Source organism: Micromonospora sp. CA-259024 (assembly GCF_050936255.1).
Taxonomy (GTDB): domain Bacteria; phylum Actinomycetota; class Actinomycetes; order Mycobacteriales; family Micromonosporaceae; genus Micromonospora.
The window spans coordinates 4299900-4320454 of the sequence record NZ_JBNJND010000001.1 but is presented as its reverse complement, the minus strand read 5'-3'; the positions used below and the strand labels follow the sequence as shown (position 1 = coordinate 4320454).

Sequence of the window (20555 nt, the reverse complement as noted above, 5' to 3'; positions counted from 1 at the left end):
GGCTCGCCGGCCGACATCCCAGTGACAACCGGGGCGTCCTACCGCGACGCGTGCCGGGCAGCCTAACAAGACGGGACGACAAGACATGATCATCGAACCGCGCATCCAGAACCCTGCCAGCCTGCTGCCGGACGCCGTGAAGGCGGTCAGCCTGCTCTACAAGGCCGCGCACTCGGCCGGGGTGCCGGCCAGCACGCTGGAGCTGGTGCATCTGCGGGCCAGCCAGATCAACGGGTGCAGCGCCTGCGTCGATTCGGGCGCCCGGGCGGCCCGGAAGGCCGGCGAGACCGAGGACCGCCTGTTCGCGGTCGCGGTCTGGCGGGAGACTCCGTACTTCACCGAGGCGGAGCGGGCCGCGCTGGCGCTCGCCGAGGCCGCCACCCGGCTCGCCGACCGGGCCGACGCCGTGCCCGACGACGTCTGGGCGGAGGCGGCTCGGCACTTCGACGAGAAGGAGCTGGCCGCGATCGTGCTCTGGGTGGCCACCACCAACTTCTTCAACCGGATCAACGCCACCACCCGCCAGCCGGCCCCGCAGAACTGGGGCTGACCAGCCTCGATCACGTGGTGCTCAGTAGTCGATCGGTGCTCCGACGGCTGCTGAGCATCAGGTGATCAAACGGCGGCACTGGTCGTCAACTCTGGGTTGACGAAGAGGCTTCGTCAACCTATGGTTGACGCATGACAGAGCCCATCCAGATGAGCAACACCGTCAAGCTCGACGACCTCATCCAGGCGATCAAGAAGGCGCACACGGACGCGCTCGACCAACTCACCGACGCGGTCATCGCCGCCGATCACCTCGGCGAGGTCGCGGACCACCTGATCGGGCACTTCGTCGACCAGGCCCGGCGCTCGGGCGCCTCCTGGACCGACATCGGCCGCAGCATGGGGGTCACCAAGCAGGCCGCTCAGAAGCGCTTCGTGCCGAAGGCCACCGAGGCGGCGGCGCTCGACCCGAACGCCGGCTTCGGCCGGTTCACCCCCCGGGCCCGCAACGTGGTGATGGCCTCGCAGGAGGAGGCCCGCACCGCCGGGAACGCCGAGATCGGCCCCGAGCACCTGGTGCTGGGGCTGCTCGCAGAACCCGACGGGCTGGCCGCGAGGGTGATGGCCGGCTGCGGTGCCACCCCGGAGGCCGTGCGGGACGCGGTGGGCGCGGCCCTCCCGCCGCCGGCCGACCAGATTCCGGACCTCATCCCGTACGACGCACGCGGCAAGAAGGCGTTGGAGCTGACCTTCCGGGAGGCGCTGCGCCTCGGGCACAACTACATCGGCACCGAGCACATCCTGCTCGCCCTGCTGGAGCAGGAGGACGGCGCCGGCGTGCTCACCAACCTCGGCCTGGAGAAGGCGGCGGTCGAGGCCGACCTGTCCGCCGCCCTCGCCGCCGCGGTAGCGCAGAAGTGACCTGCCGCGGTCAGGTGGTCGGGAAGCCGTAACGCAGGGCGTGCTCCGGATCGGCCGGGTCGATCTGGCGCACGCCCGCGTCGGCGAGGCGCTTGTTGACCTCGTCGAGCTGCTCGCGTACCAGTCGGGCCTCCTCCTCGGTGACCCGTCCCCGGTGCGGTTTGCCGGCGTGCTCCAGCGTGCCGTAGTCGATCTTCTCGACACTCTTGCGGGCCTTGGGCGGGCGGACCCGCTCGGCCGTCTTCAACAGCTGCGCCATCGGCACGTCGGTGGCCATCGCGTCGAACTCGCTGGCGGTCAGCACCACCCGGCGCGGTTCGCCACCGCCGTGTTTGTCGTGGATCTCGACCACCGCCACGTCCAGCGCGGCGTCGTCGATGTTCTCCACCTCGGTCGGGGTGGCGTCCAGTTGCACGGGCCCGGCGACCAGGTCCGGGTGCTCCAGGACGACGATGCGGACCACCTCGTCGTCGTCCTGTAGGACCGTGCCGGTGAAGTCGGAGACGTGGATCGTCTTCTTGCCCATGCGCGGAGCTTCTCCTGTCGTAGGCCGGGATTCCGGACCACAAGAAATTACCCGACAGGTGTGCGAAAGCCCGCGTTGGACAGCCCGGGTGTGTCGTGGCCGGCGCCGTCGGGTCAGCGGGTGTTGACAACCCGCTGGGCGGAGCCGCCGGCCGGCAGCTTGTTCAGCTCCGCCCAGGACAGGGCGTCCGAAACTCCCGTCGCAGGGGTCCCGCGGTAGCGCGGCTGAGCCGGAAAGCGGTCAGCGGGCTCCGTTGCCCGCCAGAGTCGCTCGGGGTCCTGGTGGTAGCGGTCGTTCGGCTGAATCGGCATGACCATACCGTCCCAAACAAAGGTGTCCATGTATGGAAATAGCTATGACGGTCGATCGGTGCGTCCGGTTCCGGGTCGTGGTGAAAAAGTGACCCGCGTCGCTGCAGCCTATACCCCCTGGGGGTATAGGCTGCGGGGCATGGAAAACGCGAATCCCACCCGACTGGCCATCGCCGCGACCCTGCACTGCCTCACCGGCTGTGCCATCGGCGAGGTGCTCGGCATGGTCATCGGCACCGCGCTGGGCTGGCCCGACCTGGGCACCATCGCCCTCGCCGTCGCACTGGCGTTCGTCTTCGGCTATGCCCTGACGGTCCGCCCGGTGCTCCGCTCCGGCCTGCCGCTGGCACAGGCGATCCGGGTGGCCCTGGTCGCCGACACGGTCAGCATCGCGGTGATGGAGTTGGTGGACAACGGCGTCATGCTCGCCGTGCCGGGCGCCATGCGGGCCGGCCTCGCCGACCCCCTGTTCTGGGGCAGCCTGGCCGGCGCGCTGGCGGTGGCCTTCCTGGTCACGGTGCCGGTGAACCGGGCCCTGATCGTCCGCGGGAGGGGGCACGCCACGGTGCACCAGCATCACCACGGCGGGCATCACCCCGAGGCGCCCGCGGCGTCGTAGCTCGGTTCGGCCCTTGCCGTATCGTCCGCCCGTCGGGACCGCCGCGCGTACGGTGATCCACGACGGGCCGGGTGACGGGGAGGTGCGCATGCTCGACCGGCGGCTCCAGCTGCACCTGGCCACCTGGCTGGGCCAGTGGCCGGCCAGGCCGGGCCTGCACGTGGTCGCCTCGCACCGGCGGGCGAAACCCGCCTGGGACGGCCGGTTGCGCCCGGCGCTCGCCGTGGACACCGGGCAGAGCGCCGTGCTCTCCGTGCCGCCGGACCGGGTGGCGGCGATCCGCGCGCTGGCCCGGCGCTCGCCGGATCGGCTGCTTCCGGCGCTGCCGGAGGCTGTCGGGCTGCCCGACTGGTGCGTGCACGACGGACCATTCCGGTGGACCCTGGCCCCCGCGCCGCTGCCGGACGTGGGGGAGTGGACCGAGCCGACAGCGCCGGGCCTGCCGCCGTGGCTTCGGCTGTTCGACCGGTCGGTGCTGGTGGTCCGCGACGTGGACGGCACCTACCTGGCCGGGGCCGGGATGAAGCGGCACGACGCGTACGGGCACGAGTTGGCCGTCGGCACCGTGCCGGCCGCTCGCGGTCGAGGCCTCGCCCGTCGGCTGGTGGCGCAGGCGGCCCGGCGGGTGCTCGACGAGGGTGCGGTGCCCACCTACCTGCACGAGCGGGACAACCACGCGTCGGCCCGGGTCGCGGAGGCGGCCGGTTTCCCGGATCGGGGCTGGCGGGCGTACGGGGTCTATCCGCGCTGAGCGGGTCACCGGTAATGGGCGCGGACCGTGGATCCCGGGCCGGATCCACGGTCCGCAACCTCCCCCCAGGCCCCGGTTCCGGACGTGCCGGCCGCGCACTGGGCGAGCCGGGACGTGTCGATCACGCTACGTATCGAACAGGATCGGGGCAAGGTTTGAGCTGTCGGCTCGGAGTGTCGAAAAGCAGACTTGACCTGCTGATTCACCGGTCGACGGTGTCGGTCGGGTCAGTGACGTAGCGTGCGAATCAGGTCGAGAACCTGTCGGGTAACGGGGCGGAGGACCCGCAGCCGGGACAGCGCCACGAGTCGGTCGATCAGTGGCACGACGCCGTCGACCAGCTGGCGGGTCTTGGTCTGTCCCGGCGACCGGTCGTGCACCCAGTAGAGAACCACGCCCATGTAGGCGAGCCAGAGGAGCTCGGGTAGCTGCGGGCGCAGCTCGGCGTCGACCTTGGCGGTCGAGCCCGTCAGGACCTCGGCGAAGAGGTCGATGGCCGCCTGTCGGGGGCCGGAGGACTCCACCGAGAAAGGGCTCAGCGGTGAGGTGGGCTCCGCCGCCGTCTTGAAGAAGGTCGCGGCGAATTCGTGCGACGGCGTCAGCACGTCGATCCCCGCGTGCAGCACACCGGCGAGCCGGGCACCGAACGCCTCCTCCCGATCGAGCACGGGCTGCGCGGCGGCTCGGTGTTCGGTCTGGGACTGGGCGTAGAACTCCTGGATCAGATGATCCTTGGAACCGAAGTAGTAGTAGGCGTTGCCGACCGCCACGCCGGCCTCCTGGGCGATCGCCCGCATGGTGGTCTGGGCGTAACCGCGCTCGCGGAACAGCCGCATGGCGGTGTCCCGGATCAGCTGCCGGGTCTGCTCGCCTCGGGCGGTGGCAGGGTCAGCCGCAGTGGTCGTCGGCGCAGGCTGCTCGGTCATCCGGGTCACCGTATCCCGCCACTTCGTCTGTCGGCTCGGCCCGTGGGTCGCGGAGCCGCTCCCGTATCGCCGAGGCGGCGGCCACCGTCTGCCGGGCGAGGGGCAGCAGGTGCGGCCGGGCCAGCCGCTCGGCTGTGGACCGGTGGTCGGCCAGCGCCCAGAGGCAGGCGAACCAGGCGCCGTCGCCCGCGTACACCTCGCCGGTGTCGGCGATCACGGTGAGGTCGCGCAGCGTCGCGTCGTGGTCCAGGCCCGGGAAGCGCCGCTGGGCCTCGGTGGACCCGGCCGGCACGAACTCCAGGGGTACGAGCTGGGCGCGGGACGCCAACCATCGGCGGGCGGCATGGCAGATCGGGCAGGCCGCGTCGAACAGGACGGTGAACCCCCGGATCCCACCGTCCCCGTGCGCGGTGGGATCCGGGAGCCGGCCGGTGCCGTCGGTCGGTGGCACGGTCATCGGCTCGGTGGCGCGGACGGCATGGGGAGCCGGCCGATCGGCGCGATGGGAGGGTGGGTGGCGAGCTGGCGGAGTCGGTTCCGGCGGTAGCGGCCCAGCGCGAAGACGTTGAAGAAGTGCAGCGCACCGAGCACCAGGAGCACCAAACCGATCTTGAGGGAGAGCTCCTCCATCGCCTGGCTGGTTGAACCCACCGGGTCGGGGTGCTTCATCGCCACCGTGACGTAGCCGAGGTTGAGCAGGTAGAAGCCGACCACCAGGAGGCTGTTGACCGCTCGGGCGAGCCGTTCCTCGGCGAACACCTCCTCCAGGAAGACCTGCCCGTTGCGGGACAGTGCCCGAGCCACCCAGATGGTCAGGCCGACGCTGACTGCCAGGTAGATCACGTACATCCAGACCTTGATGTCCATGTGGACGCCCCTCTTGAACGTGTTCAACTACCGACGGCGTCAGCGTAGGACAGGTTTTGAACATGTTCAAGAGTGGGTGACCAGTGACTGTGGACACTGTGGCGTGGAGGTGGGCGCGTCATCCGGTCGAGCCGTTGAGCCCGACCGGATGACGCCGTTGCTCAGCTGGCCAGGCCGAGCGCCTCGGCCGCCGCGCGGCCGTTGGCGTGACTCGCGCCGTACGTGGTGACGAAGGCGCGCACGCCCGCCGGGCGCCACTGTGCCGGCCAGCCCATCTCCACCACGGTCACCGGATGCTCAGCGGACAGGACGGCGATCAGCTCCGGGCCGCCGGGCAGCCGGTGCAGGTGCCGCCCGACCAGCACGATGGGACGGTCGCCGGCCAGCCCGCGCAGCATCGCAGGGTCGGTCTCGGCGGCGATCACGCGGATCTCCTGCACCCCGTCCAGGTGTGGACCGAGGCCCCACGGCACCCGCCCCTCGGCGATCGTCGACTCGGTGTGCAACTGCACCACCAGCGGTCGGTCCAGGCCGGTGAGCACCCCGTCCACACGGACCGCCCGGCGTGCTGCCGCGTACCCCAGCTCGGTGTCCCCGGTGGGCTGCGGCCCGCCGGCGGTCCGGGTCCAGGCGGCGAGCGCGGCGGCCCGGCCGGCTGCCTCCTCGACCCGCGCGATCGCCAACCGGCCGTCGGCGAGGGCGTCGACGATCTCGGCGGCCACCCGCTCGACCAGCTCGGCGTCGACCTTCGCGCCGATGCAGAGGAGGTCGGCGCCGGCCGCCAGAGCCCGGACCGCGGCCGGCCCGACCCCGCCGGCGGCCACCGCGGCGCCCTTCATCTCCAGCGCGTCGGTGATGACGGCGCCGCTGAAGCCGTACTCGGTACGGAGCAGGTCGACAAGGACGGCCCGGCTGAAGGTGGCCGGGTCGGTGCCGGTGAGCTCCGGCACCCGGATGTGTGCGGTCATCACGGCGCGCGCGCCGGCGGCGACGACCGCCGCGAACGGCGGCAGGTCCCGCTGGCGCAGCAGGCCCAGCGGAGCGTCCACGGTGGGCAGCTCGTGGTGGGAGTCGGTGACCGTGGCGCCGTGCCCGGGGAAGTGCTTGGCGCAGGCGGCCACGCCGGCGGCCTGCAACCCGGCCACGGCGGCGGCCGAGTGGGCGGCGACCCGCACCGGGTCCGCGCCGAACGACCGGGTGCCGATCACCGGATTGTCGTCGGCGGTGTTGACGTCCACCGTCGGGGCGAGGTTGACGGTGACGCCGAGCGCGGCCAGCTCGGCGCCGATCGCCTGGTAGACCCGTCGGGTGAGTGCCACGTCGCCGATCGCGCCGAGGGCGGCATTTCCGGGGTACGGGCTGCCGGTGGCGTGCGCCAGCCGGGTCACGTCGCCACCCTCCTCGTCGATGGCGATCAGCACATCGGGCCGGCCGGCGCGCAGCGCGGCCGTGCTCGCCGCCACCTGGGCGGGGTTGTGCACGTTGGTGCCGAACAGGGTGTGCCCGGCCAGCCCCTCGGCCAGCAGGTCGACCGCCCAGTCCGGCGGGACCGGTCCCGGGTACGCGGCGAGCAGCGTGCCCAGCGCCAACCGGCGCAGTCCTGGATCCAGCCCCACGTGATCTTCCCCCTTCGGTGCCCCAGCGGTGCGAAACGTCGTACCGGTGGTGGTCTTCGCCCTGCCGGGTCGGCCGAGCGTCCCACCTGCGGGTGGCCGATACGCTACGGCTACCCGTTCGCAGGTAGGTTTACAGTTAGCAAAGTTTACTAAAACTAGAGGACGTGTCATGAGTGCGACCCGGCTGCCCGGCACCCCCCGCCTGTTGCGGGCGCTCAACGACCGTGCCGCGCTGGAACTGCTCCTCGAACGCGGCCCACTGACCCGGGCCCGGCTCGGTGAGTTGACCGGGCTGTCGAAGGTCACCGCCTCGCAACTGGTCGAGCGGTTGGAGGAGCGCGGCCTGGTCACGCGGGTCGGCGAGCAGGCCGGTGGGCGAGGGCCGAACGCCCAGCTCTACGCGGTCCGCCCCGGCAGCGCGCACGTGGTCGGCGTGGACGTCGGGCCGGACCGGGTGGTGGCGGCCTGTGCCGACATCACCGGCGCGGTCATCGGCCGGGTGGAGCAGTCGACCCGGGACACCGACGACCCGGTGGGCGTGGTGCACAACGCCGTGGTGCAGGCCGCGAGCAGCGCCCAGGCGCAGTTGAGCAGCGTACGGCGGATCGTGCTCGGCACGCCCGGTCTGGTCGATCCCGGCACCGGCGACATCACGTTCGCCTTCAACCTGCCGCGCTGGCACAGCGGCCTGCTCGCCGCGCTGCGTGACGACCTGCACACCCCGGTGGTCTTCGAGAACGACGTCAACCTGGCCGCGGTGGCCGAGGCGCAGTCCGGTGCCGCGCAGGGGCTGGCGGACTTCGTGCTGGTCTGGGTGGGCGCCGGCGTCGGCCTGGCGATCATGCTGGGTGGGCGGTTGCACCACGGCAGCAGCGGAGCGGCCGGTGAGATCGGCTACCTGCCGGTGCCCGGGGCACCCATCCCGCGCGACGTCTCCCGCCGCGCCAAGCCGGCCTTCCAGCAGTTGATCGGCGCGGACTCGGTGCGTGCGGTGGCCCGTGAGCACGGCTACCCGGACGCCGATGCCGCCGAGGCGGTCCGCGCGGCCGCCGCTGCCGGCGCCGACGGCGGCCCGATGCTCGACGAGCTGGCCCGCCGGCTCGCGCTCGGCGTGGCCAGTACCTGCGTGGTGCTCGACCCGCCGCTGGTCGTGCTCGCCGGCGAGGTGGGTCAGGCCGGCGGTGCCGCGCTCGCCGACCGGGTGCAGCACGAGGTCGCGGCGATCACCCTGGTCCGGCCTCGGGTGGTGCCGACCGGGCTGACCGAGGAGCCGATCCTGCACGGCGCGCTGCGCACCGCGTTGGACGCCGTGCGCGACGAGGTGTTCGGCTCCACCGTCGGCTGAGCCCACTGCGACGGTCATGTGAAGGAATATTTCACCGCGTATCGGCGAGTTGCAAGCTCTTGCCGTCTGTCGGCCTGGTCGGGCCGTCGGGCCGCCCGGAGCAGGGCGGCCCGACGGCACGGGCCTCAGATCAGGTCGCGGCGACGGAACACGGCGAACGCCGCCGCGGTCAGCCCGCCGGTGAGCCCGAGCAGCACCAACAGCGCCGGCAGCCAGGGCAGCGTGTAGAACCCATCGCAGGAGGAGCCGTAGCTGCTGCCCCTGCACAGCTGTTCGTCGTAGAAGCGCGCCCCGCCGTTGAGCCACGCCCCGATGTGGCTGGAGAGCATGAACAGGTCCGAGCGCTGGGCATCGACGATCTCCAGGATCAGCCGGGCGCCCAACTCCCACACCACCGCGTACGCGGCGAACGCGCCGAGCGCTGACGACGTGTGCCGGCCCAGCGTGGCGATCGCGAAACCCAGCGCGGAGGCCAGCAACACCAGCACCAGGCCGCGGCCGTGCACCGCACCGAGTGAACGCCAGAAGTCACCATCCAACCGGCCCGGCAACCCGGCGGTCTGCCCGATCACCCAGAACGTGGCGAGATAGGCCACCGACGCCAACAGGGCCAGGACCAGCACCGTGCCGAGCAGGGTGCCCAACTTGGCCGCGAGCACCGTCAACCGGCGCGGTCGCCAGAGCAGCAGGTTCACCACGCCGCCGGAGTTCAGGTCAGCGCCGATGTAGGAGGCCCCCACCAGAAACCCGAACAGCACCAGGAACGCGATGAGGAAATAGAGCAGCGGACGCGCCTGCTGGGCGAAGCTGAACACCCCCGGCAGGAAGTCGGCGGCGATCGGCAGCCGGTCCTGGCGGATCGGGTCGATCTCCGAGCAGTCGGCGGGAAGGTATCGTCCCGAGTCCTCCGTCGAGAGCGCGCCACCCTGCCGGGCCAGGCACTCCTGGTACGCGGACTCCATGCTCTGCCGCGCCTCGGAGGCCTGTGCCCGCGCCGAGTTCAGCTCGTCCGCGTTCGGCTTGTGGGAACCAGCCAGCGTGGTCGCCGCCGTGACGGCGAACGCCAACGCCAGCAGGACGACCATGAGCTGCACGAAGCGACGTGCGGACAGCCGCTCCAGCTCGGCACGAACCAGGTTCACGCGTCCACTCCCCGATCGAGATTGATCACAGCATCGCCCTGATCGCCGTGCGGCAGCACGGAGTCGTCGACCTGCCGGGGCACCGACGGATGCTCGTACGCACCCGTCAGCTCCAGGAAGACGCTCTCCAGATCCGGCCGGAGCGGCGTCAGCTCGCCCACCCACAGCCCCTGCTCGCCCAGCACCCGGCTGACCACCGTCGGGTCGCTCACCCCGCTCACCACCAACGCCTCGCCGTCGAGGACCGCCGTCAGCTCGGCCGCGCGCAGCAGCTCGACGGCGCGCTCCGGCTCGGCCACCCGCACCAGGAACTCGTGTCGGTCGTAGCCCGCCAGCACCTCGTCCACCCGGCCGGCCGCCACCCGTCGCCCTCGCGAGATGATCGTGACGTGGTCGCAGATCAGCTGGATCTCGCCCAGGATGTGACTGGACACCAACACGGTCACCCCGGTCGCCGCCAGCGACCGCATCAGGTCCCGCATCTCCCGGATGCCCGCCGGGTCCAGCCCGTTCGCCGGCTCGTCCAGGATGAGCAACCGCGGGTCCTTCAACAGCGCGGACGCCACCGCGAGGCGCTGCTTCATGCCCAGCGAGTAACCCTTCACCCGCTCATCGCCCCGGTCGCGCAGACCCACCAGGTCCAGCGCCTCGTCCACCCGCGAGACCGGCACCCCACCGGCGCGGGCCAACAACCGCAGGGTGCGGTACCCGGTGAAGTTGCCGAAGAACTGTGGGCTCTCCACGATGGCGCCGACCTGGCCCGCCACCCGGGGCAGCAGCTCCGGCGACGGTTCGCCGAGCACGGTCATCCGCCCGCCGTCCGCTCGCACCAGCCCGAGCAGGGCGCGCAGGGTGGTGGTCTTGCCAGAGCCGTTGGGACCCAGAAAGCCGTGGATCTGGCCCGCCTCGACCAGCAGGTCGAACCCGTCCACCGCCACGCGTCGACCGTTGCGCACGCTGTGGAAGGTCTTACGCAGACCCTCGATCTCGATGACCGCGCTCATCTGCGCGGCTCCGTACCTCGACGGGGCATGGGCCGTCCTTCGGGTGTGGTGATCAACGACACGGCGCTTCACCCTATGGCCGAGGCGCCGCCCATGGGGGGCACCCCGTCGCTGCGTGGTTGGATGGTGTGGTGACTGGTGACCTGATCCCCGGCGCTGCCGGCGCCGCGCCTGCCGCCGCACCCGTGGACCCGGATCTGGTGGTCAGCCTCGACGGCGTCGGTGTACGCCGGTCTGGCACCGCCCTCCTACAGGACCTGACCTGGCGGGTCGAGCTGGACGAACGTTGGGTCGTGCTCGGCTCCAACGGCGCCGGCAAGACCACACTGCTCAACCTGGCCGCAGGCCGGCTGCACCCCACCACCGGTGTAGCGCACGTGCTCGGCGAGCGGATCGGCCGCACCGACGTCAACGAGCTGCGTACCCGGATCGGGCTCTCCACCGCCGCCCTCGCCGAGCGACTGCCCGCCGACGAGCGGGTCAGCGACGTGGTGGTGACCGCCGCATGGTCGGTGGTCGGCCGCTGGCGGGAGAGCTACGAGCGCGGCGACGAGGCGCGGGCGCGGGCTCTGCTGAGCCAACTCGGCATCGGTGGCCTCGCCGAACGCCGGTACGGCACCCTCTCCGAGGGCGAGCGCAAGCGGGTGCAGATCGCCCGTGCCCTGATGACCGACCCGGAGCTGCTGCTGCTCGACGAGCCCGCCGCCGGTCTCGACCTGGGTGGTCGGGAGGATCTGGTCGCCCGACTGGCCGAGCTGGCGTACGACCCGGATGCCCCGGCGATGGTGCTGGTCACCCACCACGTGGAGGAGATCCCGCCGGGGTTCACCCACGCGCTGCTGCTGCGGGAGGGCGGTGTGGTCGCCCAGGGCCTGCTCGCCGAGACGCTGACCGGTGACAACCTTTCCAAGACCTTCGGCCTGCCGCTGGTGGTCGAGCGGTCGGGCGACCGCTACACCGCCCGAGCCGCCTGAGCGCCGGGCAGAGCGGAGACAACCGTGTCGCAGACCCGGGTTGCGGTGGTGGGCAGCGCCAACATGGACCTGGTCGCGATGGCGCCCGCGCTGCCGCGACTGGGCGAAACCATGCTCGGCACCGACTTCGTGATGGTGCCCGGTGGTAAGGGCGCCAACCAGGCGATCGCCGCGGTCCGGGCCGGCGCCTCCTGTTCCTTCCTCGGCGCGATCGGCTCAGACGCCTTCGGTGTCACCCTCAAGGCCCGCATCACCGCGGCCGGGGTGGACACCAGCCAGTTGCGCGTGGTCTACGGCACCTCCGGGGTGGCGCTGGTGATGGTCAACGCGCAGGGGGAGAACGCCATCGTGGTGACCCCCGGTGCCAACGACACGCTGGTCGGCCTCACCGAGGAGGAGCTCGCCACGGTGCGCGCGGCGGACGTGCTGGTCGCCCAACTGGAGATCCCGGTGCAGACGGTGGCCGCCGCCGCGGTGGCCGCCCGCGCCGCAGGCACCCGGGTCGTCCTGAACGCCGCCCCGGCCCGCGATCTCCCGCCCGAACTGTTGGCCGCCGTGGACGTGCTGGTCGTCAACGAGGGTGAGGCGCAGACGTTCACCGGCCGGGGTCGGGAGGAGCCCCGGGCCCTGCTCGATCTGGTGCCCCGGGCCGTGCTCACCCTCGGCGGCGAAGGTGCCTGGTACGTCGACCGGGAGGGCGCCGAGGTGCACGTGCCGGCGGTACGGGTCGACGTGGTCGACTCCACCGCCGCCGGCGACGCGTTCACCGCCGCGCTGGCCGTCGGCTGGGGCGAGGGACGCGACCTGGTCGACGCGGTCCGCTGGGCGTCGGCAGCCGGCGCCGCCTGCGTACGCAAGCTCGGTGCCTCGGTGGCGCTGCCCCGCCGCGCCGAGATCGACGAGCTGTACGCCCCGGGCTGATCCCACCCGCGCTACGCCGGCCGGTCGGCCGCAGCCCCGGTGCGGAAAGCTCGGCGGTACGCCGACGGCGAGGTCCGCATGACCCGGCCGAAGTGATGGCGGTACGTGACCGGGGCATCGAAGCCGACCGCGCCGGCGATCTGTTCGACCGGGGCGTCCGTGTCCTCCAGGAGCGCCAGGCTGGCTCGGACCCGCTGATCGATCAGCCACCGGATCGGGCTGGTCCCGGTCGCCCGGGCGAAGTGCCGCAGGTAGGTGCGGGGTGACATGTGCGCCTGGCCGGCGAGCCGGGCCACGGTCAGCGGCTCGGTCAGGTGCGCGAGCGCCCAGTCGATGCTCCCGGCGATCCGGCCGTCGCCCGCGCCGCCGGGAATCGGTGCCTCGACGAACTGCGCCTGCCCACCGTCGCGGTGCGGCGGGATCACCAGCCGGCGGGCGACCGCGTTGGCGATCGCCGCGCCGTGGTCGCGCCGGACCACGTGCACGCAGAGGTCGAGCCCGGCGGCGCTGCCGGCGCTGGTGAGCAGGTCGCCGTCGTCGAGGTAGAGCACGTCGGGGTCCACCTCGACCCGGGGGTACCGCTGCGCCAGCAGCTCGGCGTACCGCCAGTGGGTGGTGGCCCGCCGGTCGTCCAGCAACCCGGCACCGGCCAGCGCGAACGCGCCGGAGCAGATCGACATGATTCGGGCGCCACGTCGGTGCGCCTGGCGCAGCGCGGTCACCAACTCGGGCGACGGGTCGGCGGTCACGTCCGGCACGCCGGGCACGATCACCGTTCGCGCCGCCGCCAGTTCCGCCAGGCCGTACGGGGTGTGCAGGCTGGCCCCGCCGACCACCGGCACCGGCCCGGGCCGTTCGGCGCAGACCACCAGGTCGTACCAGTCGACGTCGAACTCGGGCCGGGGCAGCCCGAACACCTCGGTGACGATGCCGGTCTCGAACACCGACATCCCCGGGTACGCGAGCACGGCGACGCGGTGACCGGCGGGCTGTCGCCGGGGCGTGGGCACCGGAAGCGGCGCGGTCGCCATCACGGGGGTCGGCATGGCGGGATGTTAGCGCAGGACGTCGTTGCCGCCACTCGTCGTGACACGGGGTGCTGGCGAGGATCGGTGCATGACCTTCGCCTTCGCCGTCCCGGCCGCCGACCCGACCGCCGCCGCGGCCCACTTCCTTGCCCGACTCAGCGTCGAGACCGACGTCAGCGACGTGCACGCCGACCTGTCCGCCCGCACACGCGGCCTGGTGGTGGTCGACTCCCGGGGACCGGCCGCCTGGGCGCAGGGGCACCTTCCCGGAGCGGTGCACCTGCCCACCGCCGAGATCGCCACCCGGGCGGCCGGGCTGGTACCGGACGGCTCGGCGGTGGTCACCTACTGCTGGGGGCCGGGCTGCAACGGCGCGACCAGGGCCGCGCTGGAGTTCGCCCGGCTCGGCTACCCGGTCAAGGAGATGCTCGGCGGGTTCGAGTACTGGGTGCGGGAGGGTCTGCCGGTGGTGACCGGAGCCGGGCTGACCCGGCGTCCGGCCGACGACCTGACCGCGCCACGCGCGTCGGTCACCTGCGACTGCTGACCGGGCGGCGGACGGGCGGGTCGGCGAGGGCTCAGCCGACCAGATCGTCGCTGAGCTTCTCGCCCCGTCGGCGCAGCATGCCGAGGCCGGGGATGCCGGCGACGGCGAGCTTGAGGTCGCGGGTGACGTCGAGCAGGTCGTGCAGATCGGGCCCGACCCGGTCCAGGGTGGCCAGGATCGGCAGGATGTCCGCCGTCAGGTGCTGCTTGAGCTTGGGTAGCTCGTCGATCAGGCGGATCGCCGCAGTGACCTCCTCGTGGCTCAGCTCCTCGACGAACTTGCCGGCCATCGGCGCGGCCCGGCGCAGCGCCGGCTCGTACGCCGTCAGCAGCTCGGCGGCGGTGGCCGCCGCCTCGGAAGCGGTGCCCACGGTGGCCGAGGCCCGGCCGGCGACCGTCTCGGCCTCGGCGACCACCGTGCCGGCCAGACGGGCGACCTGATCGGCCTCCCGGACCACCACGGCTGCGGCCGTCGCCACCTCGGTGGCGGTGTCGATGGCGGTGGTCGCGGCGGCGCTGATCACGGCCACCTCGCGGACCGCCGTCTCGGCGTCGGTGAGCACGTGGTCGGTCCGGTCCAGTGTCGTCTCGATCCGATCGACGACGCCGTTGATCCGGGCCAGCAGCGCCTCCACCCCGTCCAGCACCGCGAACGCGCGGGCGGGCACGGCGGCGATTGAGGCAGCGGAGCCGAGCGCCTGGTCGAGAGCGGAGCGGGTCAGGCCGACCACGGCGGTCGGTGTGGGGAGGGGAATCACCATGGGACCAAGTGTGCGTCGGCCGCGCCGCGACCGCTCGGCGGGCGGCGGACGGTGGTCATCGGTGGTCGCCCTGCTGCTCGACGGCGCGCTGCACGGCCCGGTAGATCTGCCCGAACCGTAGCGCGTCCGGGGTGCGCACCAGCAGATCCTCGCGGCCGTGGTGCTGCACCCACAGCTCGTGCACGTGGCTGCCGCGCTCGTAGGAGCGGTCCAGCCAGCCCAGGGGGATCTCCAGGAACGGTGTCAACGCCAGTGCCCCCACCGCGCAGGCGGCGAGGATGATCAGCGCCAGCTGCCAGTTGCCCCGGTCCTGTGCGGACCAGGCCAGTGACAGCACGCAGACCAGCGCGACCAGCGGCGGCAGCGAGAGCAGCAGAACCAGGACACCGCGACCCAGCACCCGGCCCCGTACGGCGAGGGTCTTCGCCCCCCGCGTGTGCCAGACGAACGTCACGTCGGACAGGGCGATCACGTGACCACCCGCCCGGATCGACTCGGAGGTCACCTGCACCGCGTCGTCCCGGTAATAGAGGGTCATCACTAAGCCTAACCACCGGCAGGCAAACCCGCCCCGTCCCTTCTGCGCGGCGACGGCGGCGACGATGGTTGGAGGCGAGGGTGGTGCGGCGGTCCTTTGGAGCTGAATCGTCTACGACATCACCGGTTCCTCCCGCGCCGACAATTGCCGTGTGCCCGGGCTAGCGGCGGGTGGCGGGGCGGGCCGGTTGGCTGTGCTCGACCGCGCGCTGCATTGCCCGGTAGATCTGCCCGAAGCGCAGCGCGTCGCCGGTGCGCAGCAGCCGCACCGGCTGACCGCGCCAGCGGGCCCAGATCTCCAGTTGGCGGCTGCCCCGGGCGTACGAGCGGTCCAGGTGCTCGAAGAGGAAGTCGGCGACCGGCCCGACGGCCAATCCGACCAGCACCGACGCGCCGACGATCGCGATCGTCACGGTCGGTGAGCGGTGCAGCCAGACGGCCAGGCCGATGCCGAGGACCGCCGCGACCAGCGGACCGGCCAGTGCGGCGCCGATCGCGCCCCGACCCACGAGCACCCGCCAGGAACGCGTGCCGCGACGGTGCCAGAGCATGGTGATGTCGACCAGCGCGTAGCTGCGGCCGTCGACTCGGACGCTGGTGGAGGTGACCTGCACCGACCTGTCGTCGTAATACGTGATCATGGCTGGACTCCCGCCCACGGGGCTGACACCACACTACTTACCCAAACGAGCCGGGTCGTAAGGTTGGCACGCGACTTCGACGAGGAAGTGAGGGCAGCGTGGGCGAGTTCGTTCGGCTGGAGACCAGGGACGGCGTCGGCACCATCCGGCTGGAGCGGCCGCCGATGAACGCGCTCAACACCCAGGTGCAGGAGGAGTTGCGCGCCGCCGCCACAGCGGCCACCGCCGACCCCGAGGTCCGGGCCGTCATCGTGTACGGCGGGGAGAAGGTCTTCGCCGCCGGTGCGGACATCAAGCAGATGGCCGAGATGTCCTACGTGGACATGGCTGACCGGGCCGCGAACCTGTCCAGCGCGCTGGGCGCGATCGCCCGGATCCCCAAGCCGGTGGTCGCCGCGATCACCGGGTACGCCCTCGGTGGCGGCTGCGAACTGGCGTTGGCCTGCGACTGGCGGGTGGTCGCCGAGGACGCCAAGCTCGGCCAGCCGGAGATCAAACTGGGCATCATCCCCGGTGCGGGCGGCACGCAGCGCCTGGCCCGCCTGGTCGGCCCGGCCCGTGCCAAGGACCTGATCATGTCCGGGCGGATGGTGGACGCGCAGGAGGCGCTGCGGATCGGCCTGGCTGACCGGGTCGTCCCGGCCGCCGAGGTCTACGAAGCGGCCGTCGCGCTGGTCACGCCGTATCTGACCGGGCCTGTCCAGGCGCTGCGCGCGGCGAAGCTGGCGGTCGACGGCGGCCTGGACATGGATCTGAACTCGGGCCTGGCCTGGGAGAGCCAGCTCTTCGCGGCGCTGTTCGCCACCGACGACCGACGTGAGGGCATGGCGGCCTTCGTCGAGAAGCGCAAGCCGGGCTTCACCGGCCGCTGACACCCCAGCGCTGACCGACCGCGCCCGCCCGGTGGACGATCCCACCGGGCGGGCGCGGTCGTCTCGGTGGGGTGCGGCGGGGCTGACCTCGACGGCTTCCTCCGGTCCGGGACCACGGTCGGGGCGGCAGGTGACTGGCCGGTAACCTGTGATCCCGGCCACGGACGATGGGAGCGACATGACGGAGCGGATCGAGGGTCACGGCGGGGAGTTGGCGCTCGCGGCACTACGCGCGCACGGCGTACGGGAGATGTTCACACTCTCCGGCGGGCACGTCTTCCCGCTCTACGACGCCGCGCACAAGACCGAGTTCCCGATCTACGACGTCCGGCACGAGCAGTCCGCGGTCTTCGCCGCGGAGGCGGTGGCCAAGCTGCAACGCCGTCCCGGCCTCGCCGTGCTCACCGCCGGGCCCGGTGTCACCAACGGCATCTCCGGCATGACCAGCGCCTTCTTCAACGCCTCCCCGGTGCTGGTGCTCGGGGGCCGCGCGCCCGCCTTCCGCTGGGGCTCGGGCAGCCTGCAGGAGATGGACCACCTGCCACTGGTCGCCCCGGTCACCAAGCACGCCGAGACGGTGTTCAGCACCGACGACATCCCGCGCGCGGTGGGTGCCGCGCTCACCGCCGCGCTCACCCCGCACCGCGGGCCGGCCTTCCTCGACTTCCCACTCGAGACGGTCTTCTCGGTCGCCGAGGCCGAGCTGTCCGCCGTGACGGGTGTCGACCCGGTCGTACCGGACCCGGAGGAGGTCGGCCGCGCCGCGATGCTCATCGCCGGGGCGCAGCGACCGGTCATCATCGCCGGCTCCGACGTGTACGCGGGCGACGCGGTCGCCGCACTGCGCGAGGCGGCCGAGGCGTTGCAGGTGCCGGTCTTCACCAACGGCATGGGTCGCGGCTCGCTCCCACCGGAGCACCCGCTCGCGTTCGCCAAGGCCCGCCGGGCCGCGCTCTCCGGCGCCGACGTGGTCGTGGTGGTCGGCACCCCTCTCGACTTCCGGCTCAGCTTCGGTGACTTCGGCGACGCCAAGGTGGTGCACATCGTCGACGCGCCCAGCCAGCGGGCGACGCACGTGCAGCCGGCCGTCGCCCCGGCCGGTGACCTGCGACTGATCCTCTCCGCGCTGGCCGACCACGCCGGCGACCGGGCCGACCATTCCGACTGGATCGCCGACCTGCGCCTCGCCGAGGACGCGGCGAAGGCCCGGGACGCCGCCGAGATGGCCGCCGAGACCGACCCGATCCGCCCGGCCCGGATCTACGGCGAACTGCGCCGGGTGCTGGCCCCCGACGCGATCACCATCGGCGACGGCGGCGACTTCGTGTCGTACGCGGGGCGGTACCTGGAGCCGGCCCAGCCCGGCACCTGGCTGGACCCGGGCCCGTACGGCTGCCTGGGCACCGGCATGGGCTACGCGATGGGCGCCCGGGTCAGTCACCCGGACCGGCAGATCTGCGTGCTGATGGGCGACGGTGCCGCCGGTTTCTCGCTGATGGACGTCGAGTCGCTGGTCCGCCAGAAGCTGCCAGTCGTGATCGTGGTCGGCAACAACGGCATCTGGGGGTTGGAGAAGCACCCGATGCGGGCCATGTACGGCTACGACGTGGCCGCCGACCTGCAGCCGGAGCTGCGCTACGACACGGTGGTCAGCGCGCTCGGCGGGGCGGGGGAGACGGTCGCCAAGGCGGCCGACCTGGGCCCGGCCCTGCAGCGGGCGTTCGACGCCGGAGTGCCGTACCTGGTCAATGTGATCACCGACCCGACCGACGCGTACCCCCGGTCGTCGAACCTGGCCTGAGTCGCACCCGCCACCGCCGTCGCCTCCGTTGGGCGACGGCGGTGGCGTCTGTCTACAGCTAAATCAGCGGAATGTCTGCGCCAGCCGTCGTACCGTCAGCCCGGGATCGGCGGGATGTCAGCCCTGTCGCCCATGGTGGTGTCACCACCGGAAGACGACAGGAGTTGCGATGGACTACGCAATCCGCGCCGAGGGCCTGGTGCGGCGTTTCGGCGCCACCACCGCCCTCGCCGGAGTTGATCTGGCGGTTCCGACCGGGACCGTCTTCGGTCTGCTCGGGCCGAACGGCGCCGGCAAGACCACCGCGGTGCGGGTGCTCGCCACCCTGCTGCGCGCCGACGAGGGGCATGCCACCGTGGGTGGCTTCGACGTTGTGCGCGACGCGCACCGGGTGCGGCAACTGATCGGTCTGACCGGCCAGTACGCCTCGGTCGACGAAACGCTGACCGGCGCGGAGAACCTGCTGCTGATCGGCCGGCTACTCGGGCTGAGCAGGGCCGACGCCAAGCAGCGCGCCCGTCAACTGCTCGCCGACTTCCAGCTCAGCGACGCCGCCGACCGGGCCGCGAAGACCTTCTCCGGCGGCATGCGTCGTCGACTGGACCTCGCCGCCAGCCTGGTCGGTCGGCCCCAGGTGCTCTTCCTCGACGAGCCGACCACCGGTCTGGACCCGCGCAGCCGCAACGACCTGTGGGACGTCGTCCGCACCCTGGTCTCCGAGGGGGTGACGGTGCTGCTCACCACCCAGTACCTGGAGGAGGCCGACCAGCTCGCCGGGGAGATCGCCGTGGTCGACCACGGCCGGGTGATCGCCCAGGGCACGCCGGAGGAGCTGAAGGCCAAGACCGGGGGGCAGACCCTCACCGTACGGCCGGCCGACCTGACCGACCTGGGCATCGTGACCGCCATCGTCGGCGAGGTGTCCGGGGTGACCCCCGAGGTGGCCCAGACCGCCGTCACCGTCGCCGTGAACGACCCCGGTGTGCTGTCCGCAGTGGTCAGCCGCCTCGACGCGGCCGAGATCCCGGTCGCCGAGCTGGCACTGCGCGGCGCCAGCCTGGATGAGGTCTTCCTCTCGCTCACCGGCCACCGGGCCGAGGATTCGCCGGCCGACACCGACCTGGAAAGGACCCCGGCATGACCGCCGCCACCGTCCCCGCTCCGCCGGCACCGGCCCGCCGGCTCAGCCCGGCCGCCGGGCTGCGGCACACCTTCACGCTGGCCTGGCGCAGCCTGGTGCAGATCAAGCACAACCCGATGGAGCTGCTCGACCTGAGCATCCAGCCGGTGATGTTCGTGCTGCTGTTCACCTACGTCTTCGGCACCGCCATCGCGGGATCGTCCAGCGAGTACCTCACCTTCATGCTGCCCGGCATCATGGTGCAAAATGCGCTTTTCGCCACGATGACGACGGGGTTCGGATTGAACAACGACCTCACCAAGGGCGTGTTCGATCGTCTCCGCGCCCTGCCCATCGCCCGGTGGGCGCCGTTGGCCGGCCGGATCCTCGCCGACACCGTCAAGCAGGCCTGGTCGATCGCGCTGCTGCTGGGCGTCGGGTCGATCCTGGGTTTCCGGGTCGGCAACGGGCTGCTCGGTGTGGTCGGGGCGTTCGCGTTGCTGCTGGCGTTCACCCTGGCCGCGTCCTGGATCTCGGTGCTGGTCGGCGTGCTGGTGAGCGAGCCGGACAAGGTGCAGATCTTCGGCTTTATGGTGATCTTCCCGCTGACGTTCACCAGCAACATCTTCGTGCCCACCGACCGGATGCCGGGCTGGTTGCAGAACTGGGTGGAGGTCAACCCGGTGACCGTGGTGGCAGACGCGCTGCGCGGGCTCCTGGTCAGTGGTCCGGTGGCCGGTCCGGTGCTCCAGACGCTGCTCTGGGGCTTCGGCATCGCGGTGATCTTCGCACCGTTGGCGGTGCGCGCGCTCAAGCGTCGGGTGTGACCCGCGGCGG

General features: G+C 72.1%; 24 protein-coding genes. 12 read left to right on the top strand and 12 right to left on the bottom strand.

All coding sequences use genetic code 11. The features are described 5' to 3' along the window. Window positions 1–85: 85 nt before the first annotated feature. Together ACQEUX_RS19130 and ACQEUX_RS19125 are read left to right on the top strand one after the other, a co-directional pair. Complete coding sequence (locus ACQEUX_RS19130; protein ID WP_433049384.1) at window positions 86–550, top strand: carboxymuconolactone decarboxylase family protein; 465 nt, start codon at window positions 86–88, stop codon at window positions 548–550. Window positions 551–681: 131 nt separating this feature from the next. Then, window positions 682–1410: a Clp protease N-terminal domain-containing protein gene (locus ACQEUX_RS19125; protein ID WP_433049381.1), complete on the top strand. Its 729-nt coding sequence runs from the start codon at window positions 682–684 to the stop codon at window positions 1408–1410. 10 nt (window positions 1411–1420) lie between these two features. On the opposite strand, the gene ACQEUX_RS19120 is transcribed toward ACQEUX_RS19125, so the two are convergent. Then, on the bottom strand, window positions 1421–1936 hold the full coding sequence (locus tag ACQEUX_RS19120) for a hypothetical protein (protein WP_433049378.1): 516 nt from the start codon (window positions 1934–1936) through the stop codon (window positions 1421–1423). 113 nt (window positions 1937–2049) lie between these two features. Continuing rightward, entirely contained in the window at window positions 2050–2247 is a 198-nt protein-coding gene (locus tag ACQEUX_RS19115; RefSeq protein WP_433049375.1) for a DNA repair protein, read from the bottom strand. A gap of 139 nt (window positions 2248–2386) precedes the next feature. On the opposite strand from ACQEUX_RS19115, the gene ACQEUX_RS19110 reads away from it, so the two are divergent. Continuing rightward, entirely contained in the window at window positions 2387–2866 is a 480-nt protein-coding gene (locus ACQEUX_RS19110) for a DUF4396 domain-containing protein (RefSeq protein WP_433049372.1), read from the top strand. 88 nt (window positions 2867–2954) lie between these two features. Next, complete coding sequence (locus ACQEUX_RS19105) at window positions 2955–3617, top strand: GNAT family N-acetyltransferase (protein WP_433049369.1); 663 nt, start codon at window positions 2955–2957, stop codon at window positions 3615–3617. A 227-nt stretch (window positions 3618–3844) separates the two neighbouring features. On the opposite strand, the gene ACQEUX_RS19100 is transcribed toward ACQEUX_RS19105, so the two are convergent. From ACQEUX_RS19100 to ACQEUX_RS19085, 4 genes are all read right to left on the bottom strand, one after another. Then, window positions 3845–4543, bottom strand: coding sequence for a TetR/AcrR family transcriptional regulator (locus tag ACQEUX_RS19100; RefSeq protein WP_433049366.1), 699 nt, complete (start codon window positions 4541–4543; stop codon window positions 3845–3847). Next, window positions 4506–5000: a thiol-disulfide oxidoreductase DCC family protein gene (locus tag ACQEUX_RS19095; RefSeq protein WP_433049363.1), complete on the bottom strand. Its 495-nt coding sequence runs from the start codon at window positions 4998–5000 to the stop codon at window positions 4506–4508. Before ACQEUX_RS19095 ends, ACQEUX_RS19100 begins: the two co-directional genes overlap by 38 nt. Continuing rightward, window positions 4997–5410, bottom strand: a complete 414-nt coding sequence (locus ACQEUX_RS19090) for a hypothetical protein (RefSeq protein WP_433049360.1) — start codon at window positions 5408–5410, stop codon at window positions 4997–4999. The genes ACQEUX_RS19095 and ACQEUX_RS19090 overlap by 4 nt, the downstream gene beginning before the upstream one ends. A 161-nt stretch (window positions 5411–5571) precedes the next feature. Then, the gene (locus ACQEUX_RS19085; RefSeq protein WP_433049357.1) at window positions 5572–7026 is read right to left on the bottom strand and encodes a glycoside hydrolase family 3 N-terminal domain-containing protein; all 1455 of its coding nucleotides are present in this window, start codon (window positions 7024–7026) and stop codon (window positions 5572–5574) included. Window positions 7027–7195: 169 nt separating this feature from the next. Here ACQEUX_RS19085 and ACQEUX_RS19080 point away from each other — a divergent pair, with 169 nt between their 5' ends. Then, entirely contained in the window at window positions 7196–8371 is a 1176-nt protein-coding gene (locus tag ACQEUX_RS19080) for an ROK family transcriptional regulator (RefSeq protein WP_433049354.1), read from the top strand. A 125-nt stretch (window positions 8372–8496) separates the two neighbouring features. On the opposite strand, the gene ACQEUX_RS19075 is transcribed toward ACQEUX_RS19080, so the two are convergent. Together ACQEUX_RS19075 and ACQEUX_RS19070 are read right to left on the bottom strand one after the other, a co-directional pair. Continuing rightward, window positions 8497–9513, bottom strand: a complete 1017-nt coding sequence (locus ACQEUX_RS19075; RefSeq protein ID WP_433049351.1) for an ABC transporter permease subunit — start codon at window positions 9511–9513, stop codon at window positions 8497–8499. Continuing rightward, window positions 9510–10517: an ABC transporter ATP-binding protein gene (locus ACQEUX_RS19070; protein WP_433049348.1), complete on the bottom strand. Its 1008-nt coding sequence runs from the start codon at window positions 10515–10517 to the stop codon at window positions 9510–9512. Before ACQEUX_RS19070 ends, ACQEUX_RS19075 begins: the two co-directional genes overlap by 4 nt. A gap of 131 nt (window positions 10518–10648) precedes the next feature. Between ACQEUX_RS19070 and ACQEUX_RS19065 the strand changes: the two genes are divergently transcribed. Together ACQEUX_RS19065 and ACQEUX_RS19060 are read left to right on the top strand one after the other, a co-directional pair. After that, a complete protein-coding gene (locus tag ACQEUX_RS19065; protein WP_433049345.1) occupies window positions 10649–11491 on the top strand; it encodes an ABC transporter ATP-binding protein in 843 nt (280 codons plus the stop codon). Window positions 11492–11515: 24 nt separating this feature from the next. Beyond that, on the top strand, window positions 11516–12412 hold the full coding sequence (locus tag ACQEUX_RS19060) for a ribokinase (RefSeq protein WP_433049342.1): 897 nt from the start codon (window positions 11516–11518) through the stop codon (window positions 12410–12412). An 11-nt stretch (window positions 12413–12423) separates the two neighbouring features. Here ACQEUX_RS19060 and ftrA read toward each other — a convergent pair whose 3' ends face one another. Beyond that, on the bottom strand, window positions 12424–13443 hold the full coding sequence (ftrA, locus tag ACQEUX_RS19055; RefSeq protein ID WP_433049984.1) for a transcriptional regulator FtrA: 1020 nt from the start codon (window positions 13441–13443) through the stop codon (window positions 12424–12426). A gap of 85 nt (window positions 13444–13528) precedes the next feature. Between ftrA and ACQEUX_RS19050 the strand changes: the two genes are divergently transcribed. Further along, window positions 13529–13987 (top strand): rhodanese-like domain-containing protein, encoded by a 459-nt coding sequence (locus ACQEUX_RS19050; RefSeq protein WP_433049339.1) that lies wholly within the window; start codon window positions 13529–13531, stop codon window positions 13985–13987. Window positions 13988–14018: 31 nt separating this feature from the next. On the opposite strand, the gene ACQEUX_RS19045 is transcribed toward ACQEUX_RS19050, so the two are convergent. The 3 genes from ACQEUX_RS19045 to ACQEUX_RS19035 form a co-directional block, all read right to left on the bottom strand. Beyond that, window positions 14019–14747, bottom strand: coding sequence for a hypothetical protein (locus tag ACQEUX_RS19045; RefSeq protein ID WP_433049336.1), 729 nt, complete (start codon window positions 14745–14747; stop codon window positions 14019–14021). 55 nt (window positions 14748–14802) lie between these two features. After that, window positions 14803–15285: a DUF6232 family protein gene (locus tag ACQEUX_RS19040; RefSeq protein ID WP_433049333.1), complete on the bottom strand. Its 483-nt coding sequence runs from the start codon at window positions 15283–15285 to the stop codon at window positions 14803–14805. A 160-nt stretch (window positions 15286–15445) separates the two neighbouring features. Continuing rightward, window positions 15446–15925 carry a DUF6232 family protein gene (locus ACQEUX_RS19035; protein ID WP_433049330.1) on the bottom strand — a complete coding sequence of 160 codons (480 nt, stop codon included), beginning with the start codon at window positions 15923–15925 and terminating at the stop codon, window positions 15446–15448. 98 nt (window positions 15926–16023) lie between these two features. Here ACQEUX_RS19035 and ACQEUX_RS19030 point away from each other — a divergent pair, with 98 nt between their 5' ends. The 4 genes from ACQEUX_RS19030 (at window position 16024) to ACQEUX_RS19015 (ending at window position 20545) form a co-directional block, all read left to right on the top strand. Then, window positions 16024–16797, top strand: a complete 774-nt coding sequence (locus ACQEUX_RS19030) for an enoyl-CoA hydratase/isomerase family protein (RefSeq protein WP_433049327.1) — start codon at window positions 16024–16026, stop codon at window positions 16795–16797. Window positions 16798–16975: 178 nt separating this feature from the next. Next, window positions 16976–18598, top strand: a complete 1623-nt coding sequence (locus tag ACQEUX_RS19025) for an acetolactate synthase (protein WP_433049324.1) — start codon at window positions 16976–16978, stop codon at window positions 18596–18598. A 169-nt stretch (window positions 18599–18767) separates the two neighbouring features. Next, the gene (locus tag ACQEUX_RS19020) at window positions 18768–19739 is read left to right on the top strand and encodes an ATP-binding cassette domain-containing protein (RefSeq protein ID WP_433049321.1); all 972 of its coding nucleotides are present in this window, start codon (window positions 18768–18770) and stop codon (window positions 19737–19739) included. Continuing rightward, entirely contained in the window at window positions 19736–20545 is an 810-nt protein-coding gene (locus tag ACQEUX_RS19015) for an ABC transporter permease (RefSeq protein ID WP_433049318.1), read from the top strand. The genes ACQEUX_RS19020 and ACQEUX_RS19015 overlap by 4 nt, the downstream gene beginning before the upstream one ends. Window positions 20546–20555 lie beyond the last annotated feature (10 nt).

Excerpts from the sequence above, each read along its gene's own strand:
- ACQEUX_RS19130 (WP_433049384.1), top strand. The coding sequence starts at position 86 with ATGATCATCGAACCGCGCATCCAGAACCCTGCCAGCCTGCTGCCGGAC.
- ACQEUX_RS19125 (WP_433049381.1), top strand. The coding sequence starts at position 682 with ATGACAGAGCCCATCCAGATGAGCAACACCGTCAAGCTCGACGACCTC.
- ACQEUX_RS19120 (WP_433049378.1), bottom strand. The coding sequence starts at position 1,936 with ATGGGCAAGAAGACGATCCACGTCTCCGACTTCACCGGCACGGTCCTA.
- ACQEUX_RS19115 (WP_433049375.1), bottom strand. The coding sequence starts at position 2,247 with ATGCCGATTCAGCCGAACGACCGCTACCACCAGGACCCCGAGCGACTC.
- ACQEUX_RS19110 (WP_433049372.1), top strand. The coding sequence starts at position 2,387 with ATGGAAAACGCGAATCCCACCCGACTGGCCATCGCCGCGACCCTGCAC.
- ACQEUX_RS19105 (WP_433049369.1), top strand. The coding sequence starts at position 2,955 with ATGCTCGACCGGCGGCTCCAGCTGCACCTGGCCACCTGGCTGGGCCAG.
- ACQEUX_RS19100 (WP_433049366.1), bottom strand. The coding sequence starts at position 4,543 with ATGACCGAGCAGCCTGCGCCGACGACCACTGCGGCTGACCCTGCCACC.
- ACQEUX_RS19095 (WP_433049363.1), bottom strand. The coding sequence starts at position 5,000 with ATGACCGTGCCACCGACCGACGGCACCGGCCGGCTCCCGGATCCCACC.
- ACQEUX_RS19090 (WP_433049360.1), bottom strand. The coding sequence starts at position 5,410 with ATGGACATCAAGGTCTGGATGTACGTGATCTACCTGGCAGTCAGCGTC.
- ACQEUX_RS19080 (WP_433049354.1), top strand. The coding sequence starts at position 7,196 with ATGAGTGCGACCCGGCTGCCCGGCACCCCCCGCCTGTTGCGGGCGCTC.
- ACQEUX_RS19070 (WP_433049348.1), bottom strand. The coding sequence starts at position 10,517 with ATGAGCGCGGTCATCGAGATCGAGGGTCTGCGTAAGACCTTCCACAGC.
- ftrA (WP_433049984.1), bottom strand. The coding sequence starts at position 13,443 with ATGGCGACCGCGCCGCTTCCGGTGCCCACGCCCCGGCGACAGCCCGCC.
- ACQEUX_RS19050 (WP_433049339.1), top strand. The coding sequence starts at position 13,529 with ATGACCTTCGCCTTCGCCGTCCCGGCCGCCGACCCGACCGCCGCCGCG.
- ACQEUX_RS19045 (WP_433049336.1), bottom strand. The coding sequence starts at position 14,747 with ATGGTGATTCCCCTCCCCACACCGACCGCCGTGGTCGGCCTGACCCGC.
- ACQEUX_RS19040 (WP_433049333.1), bottom strand. The coding sequence starts at position 15,285 with ATGACCCTCTATTACCGGGACGACGCGGTGCAGGTGACCTCCGAGTCG.
- ACQEUX_RS19035 (WP_433049330.1), bottom strand. The coding sequence starts at position 15,925 with ATGATCACGTATTACGACGACAGGTCGGTGCAGGTCACCTCCACCAGC.
- ACQEUX_RS19025 (WP_433049324.1), top strand. The coding sequence starts at position 16,976 with ATGACGGAGCGGATCGAGGGTCACGGCGGGGAGTTGGCGCTCGCGGCA.
- ACQEUX_RS19020 (WP_433049321.1), top strand. The coding sequence starts at position 18,768 with ATGGACTACGCAATCCGCGCCGAGGGCCTGGTGCGGCGTTTCGGCGCC.
- ACQEUX_RS19015 (WP_433049318.1), top strand. The coding sequence starts at position 19,736 with ATGACCGCCGCCACCGTCCCCGCTCCGCCGGCACCGGCCCGCCGGCTC.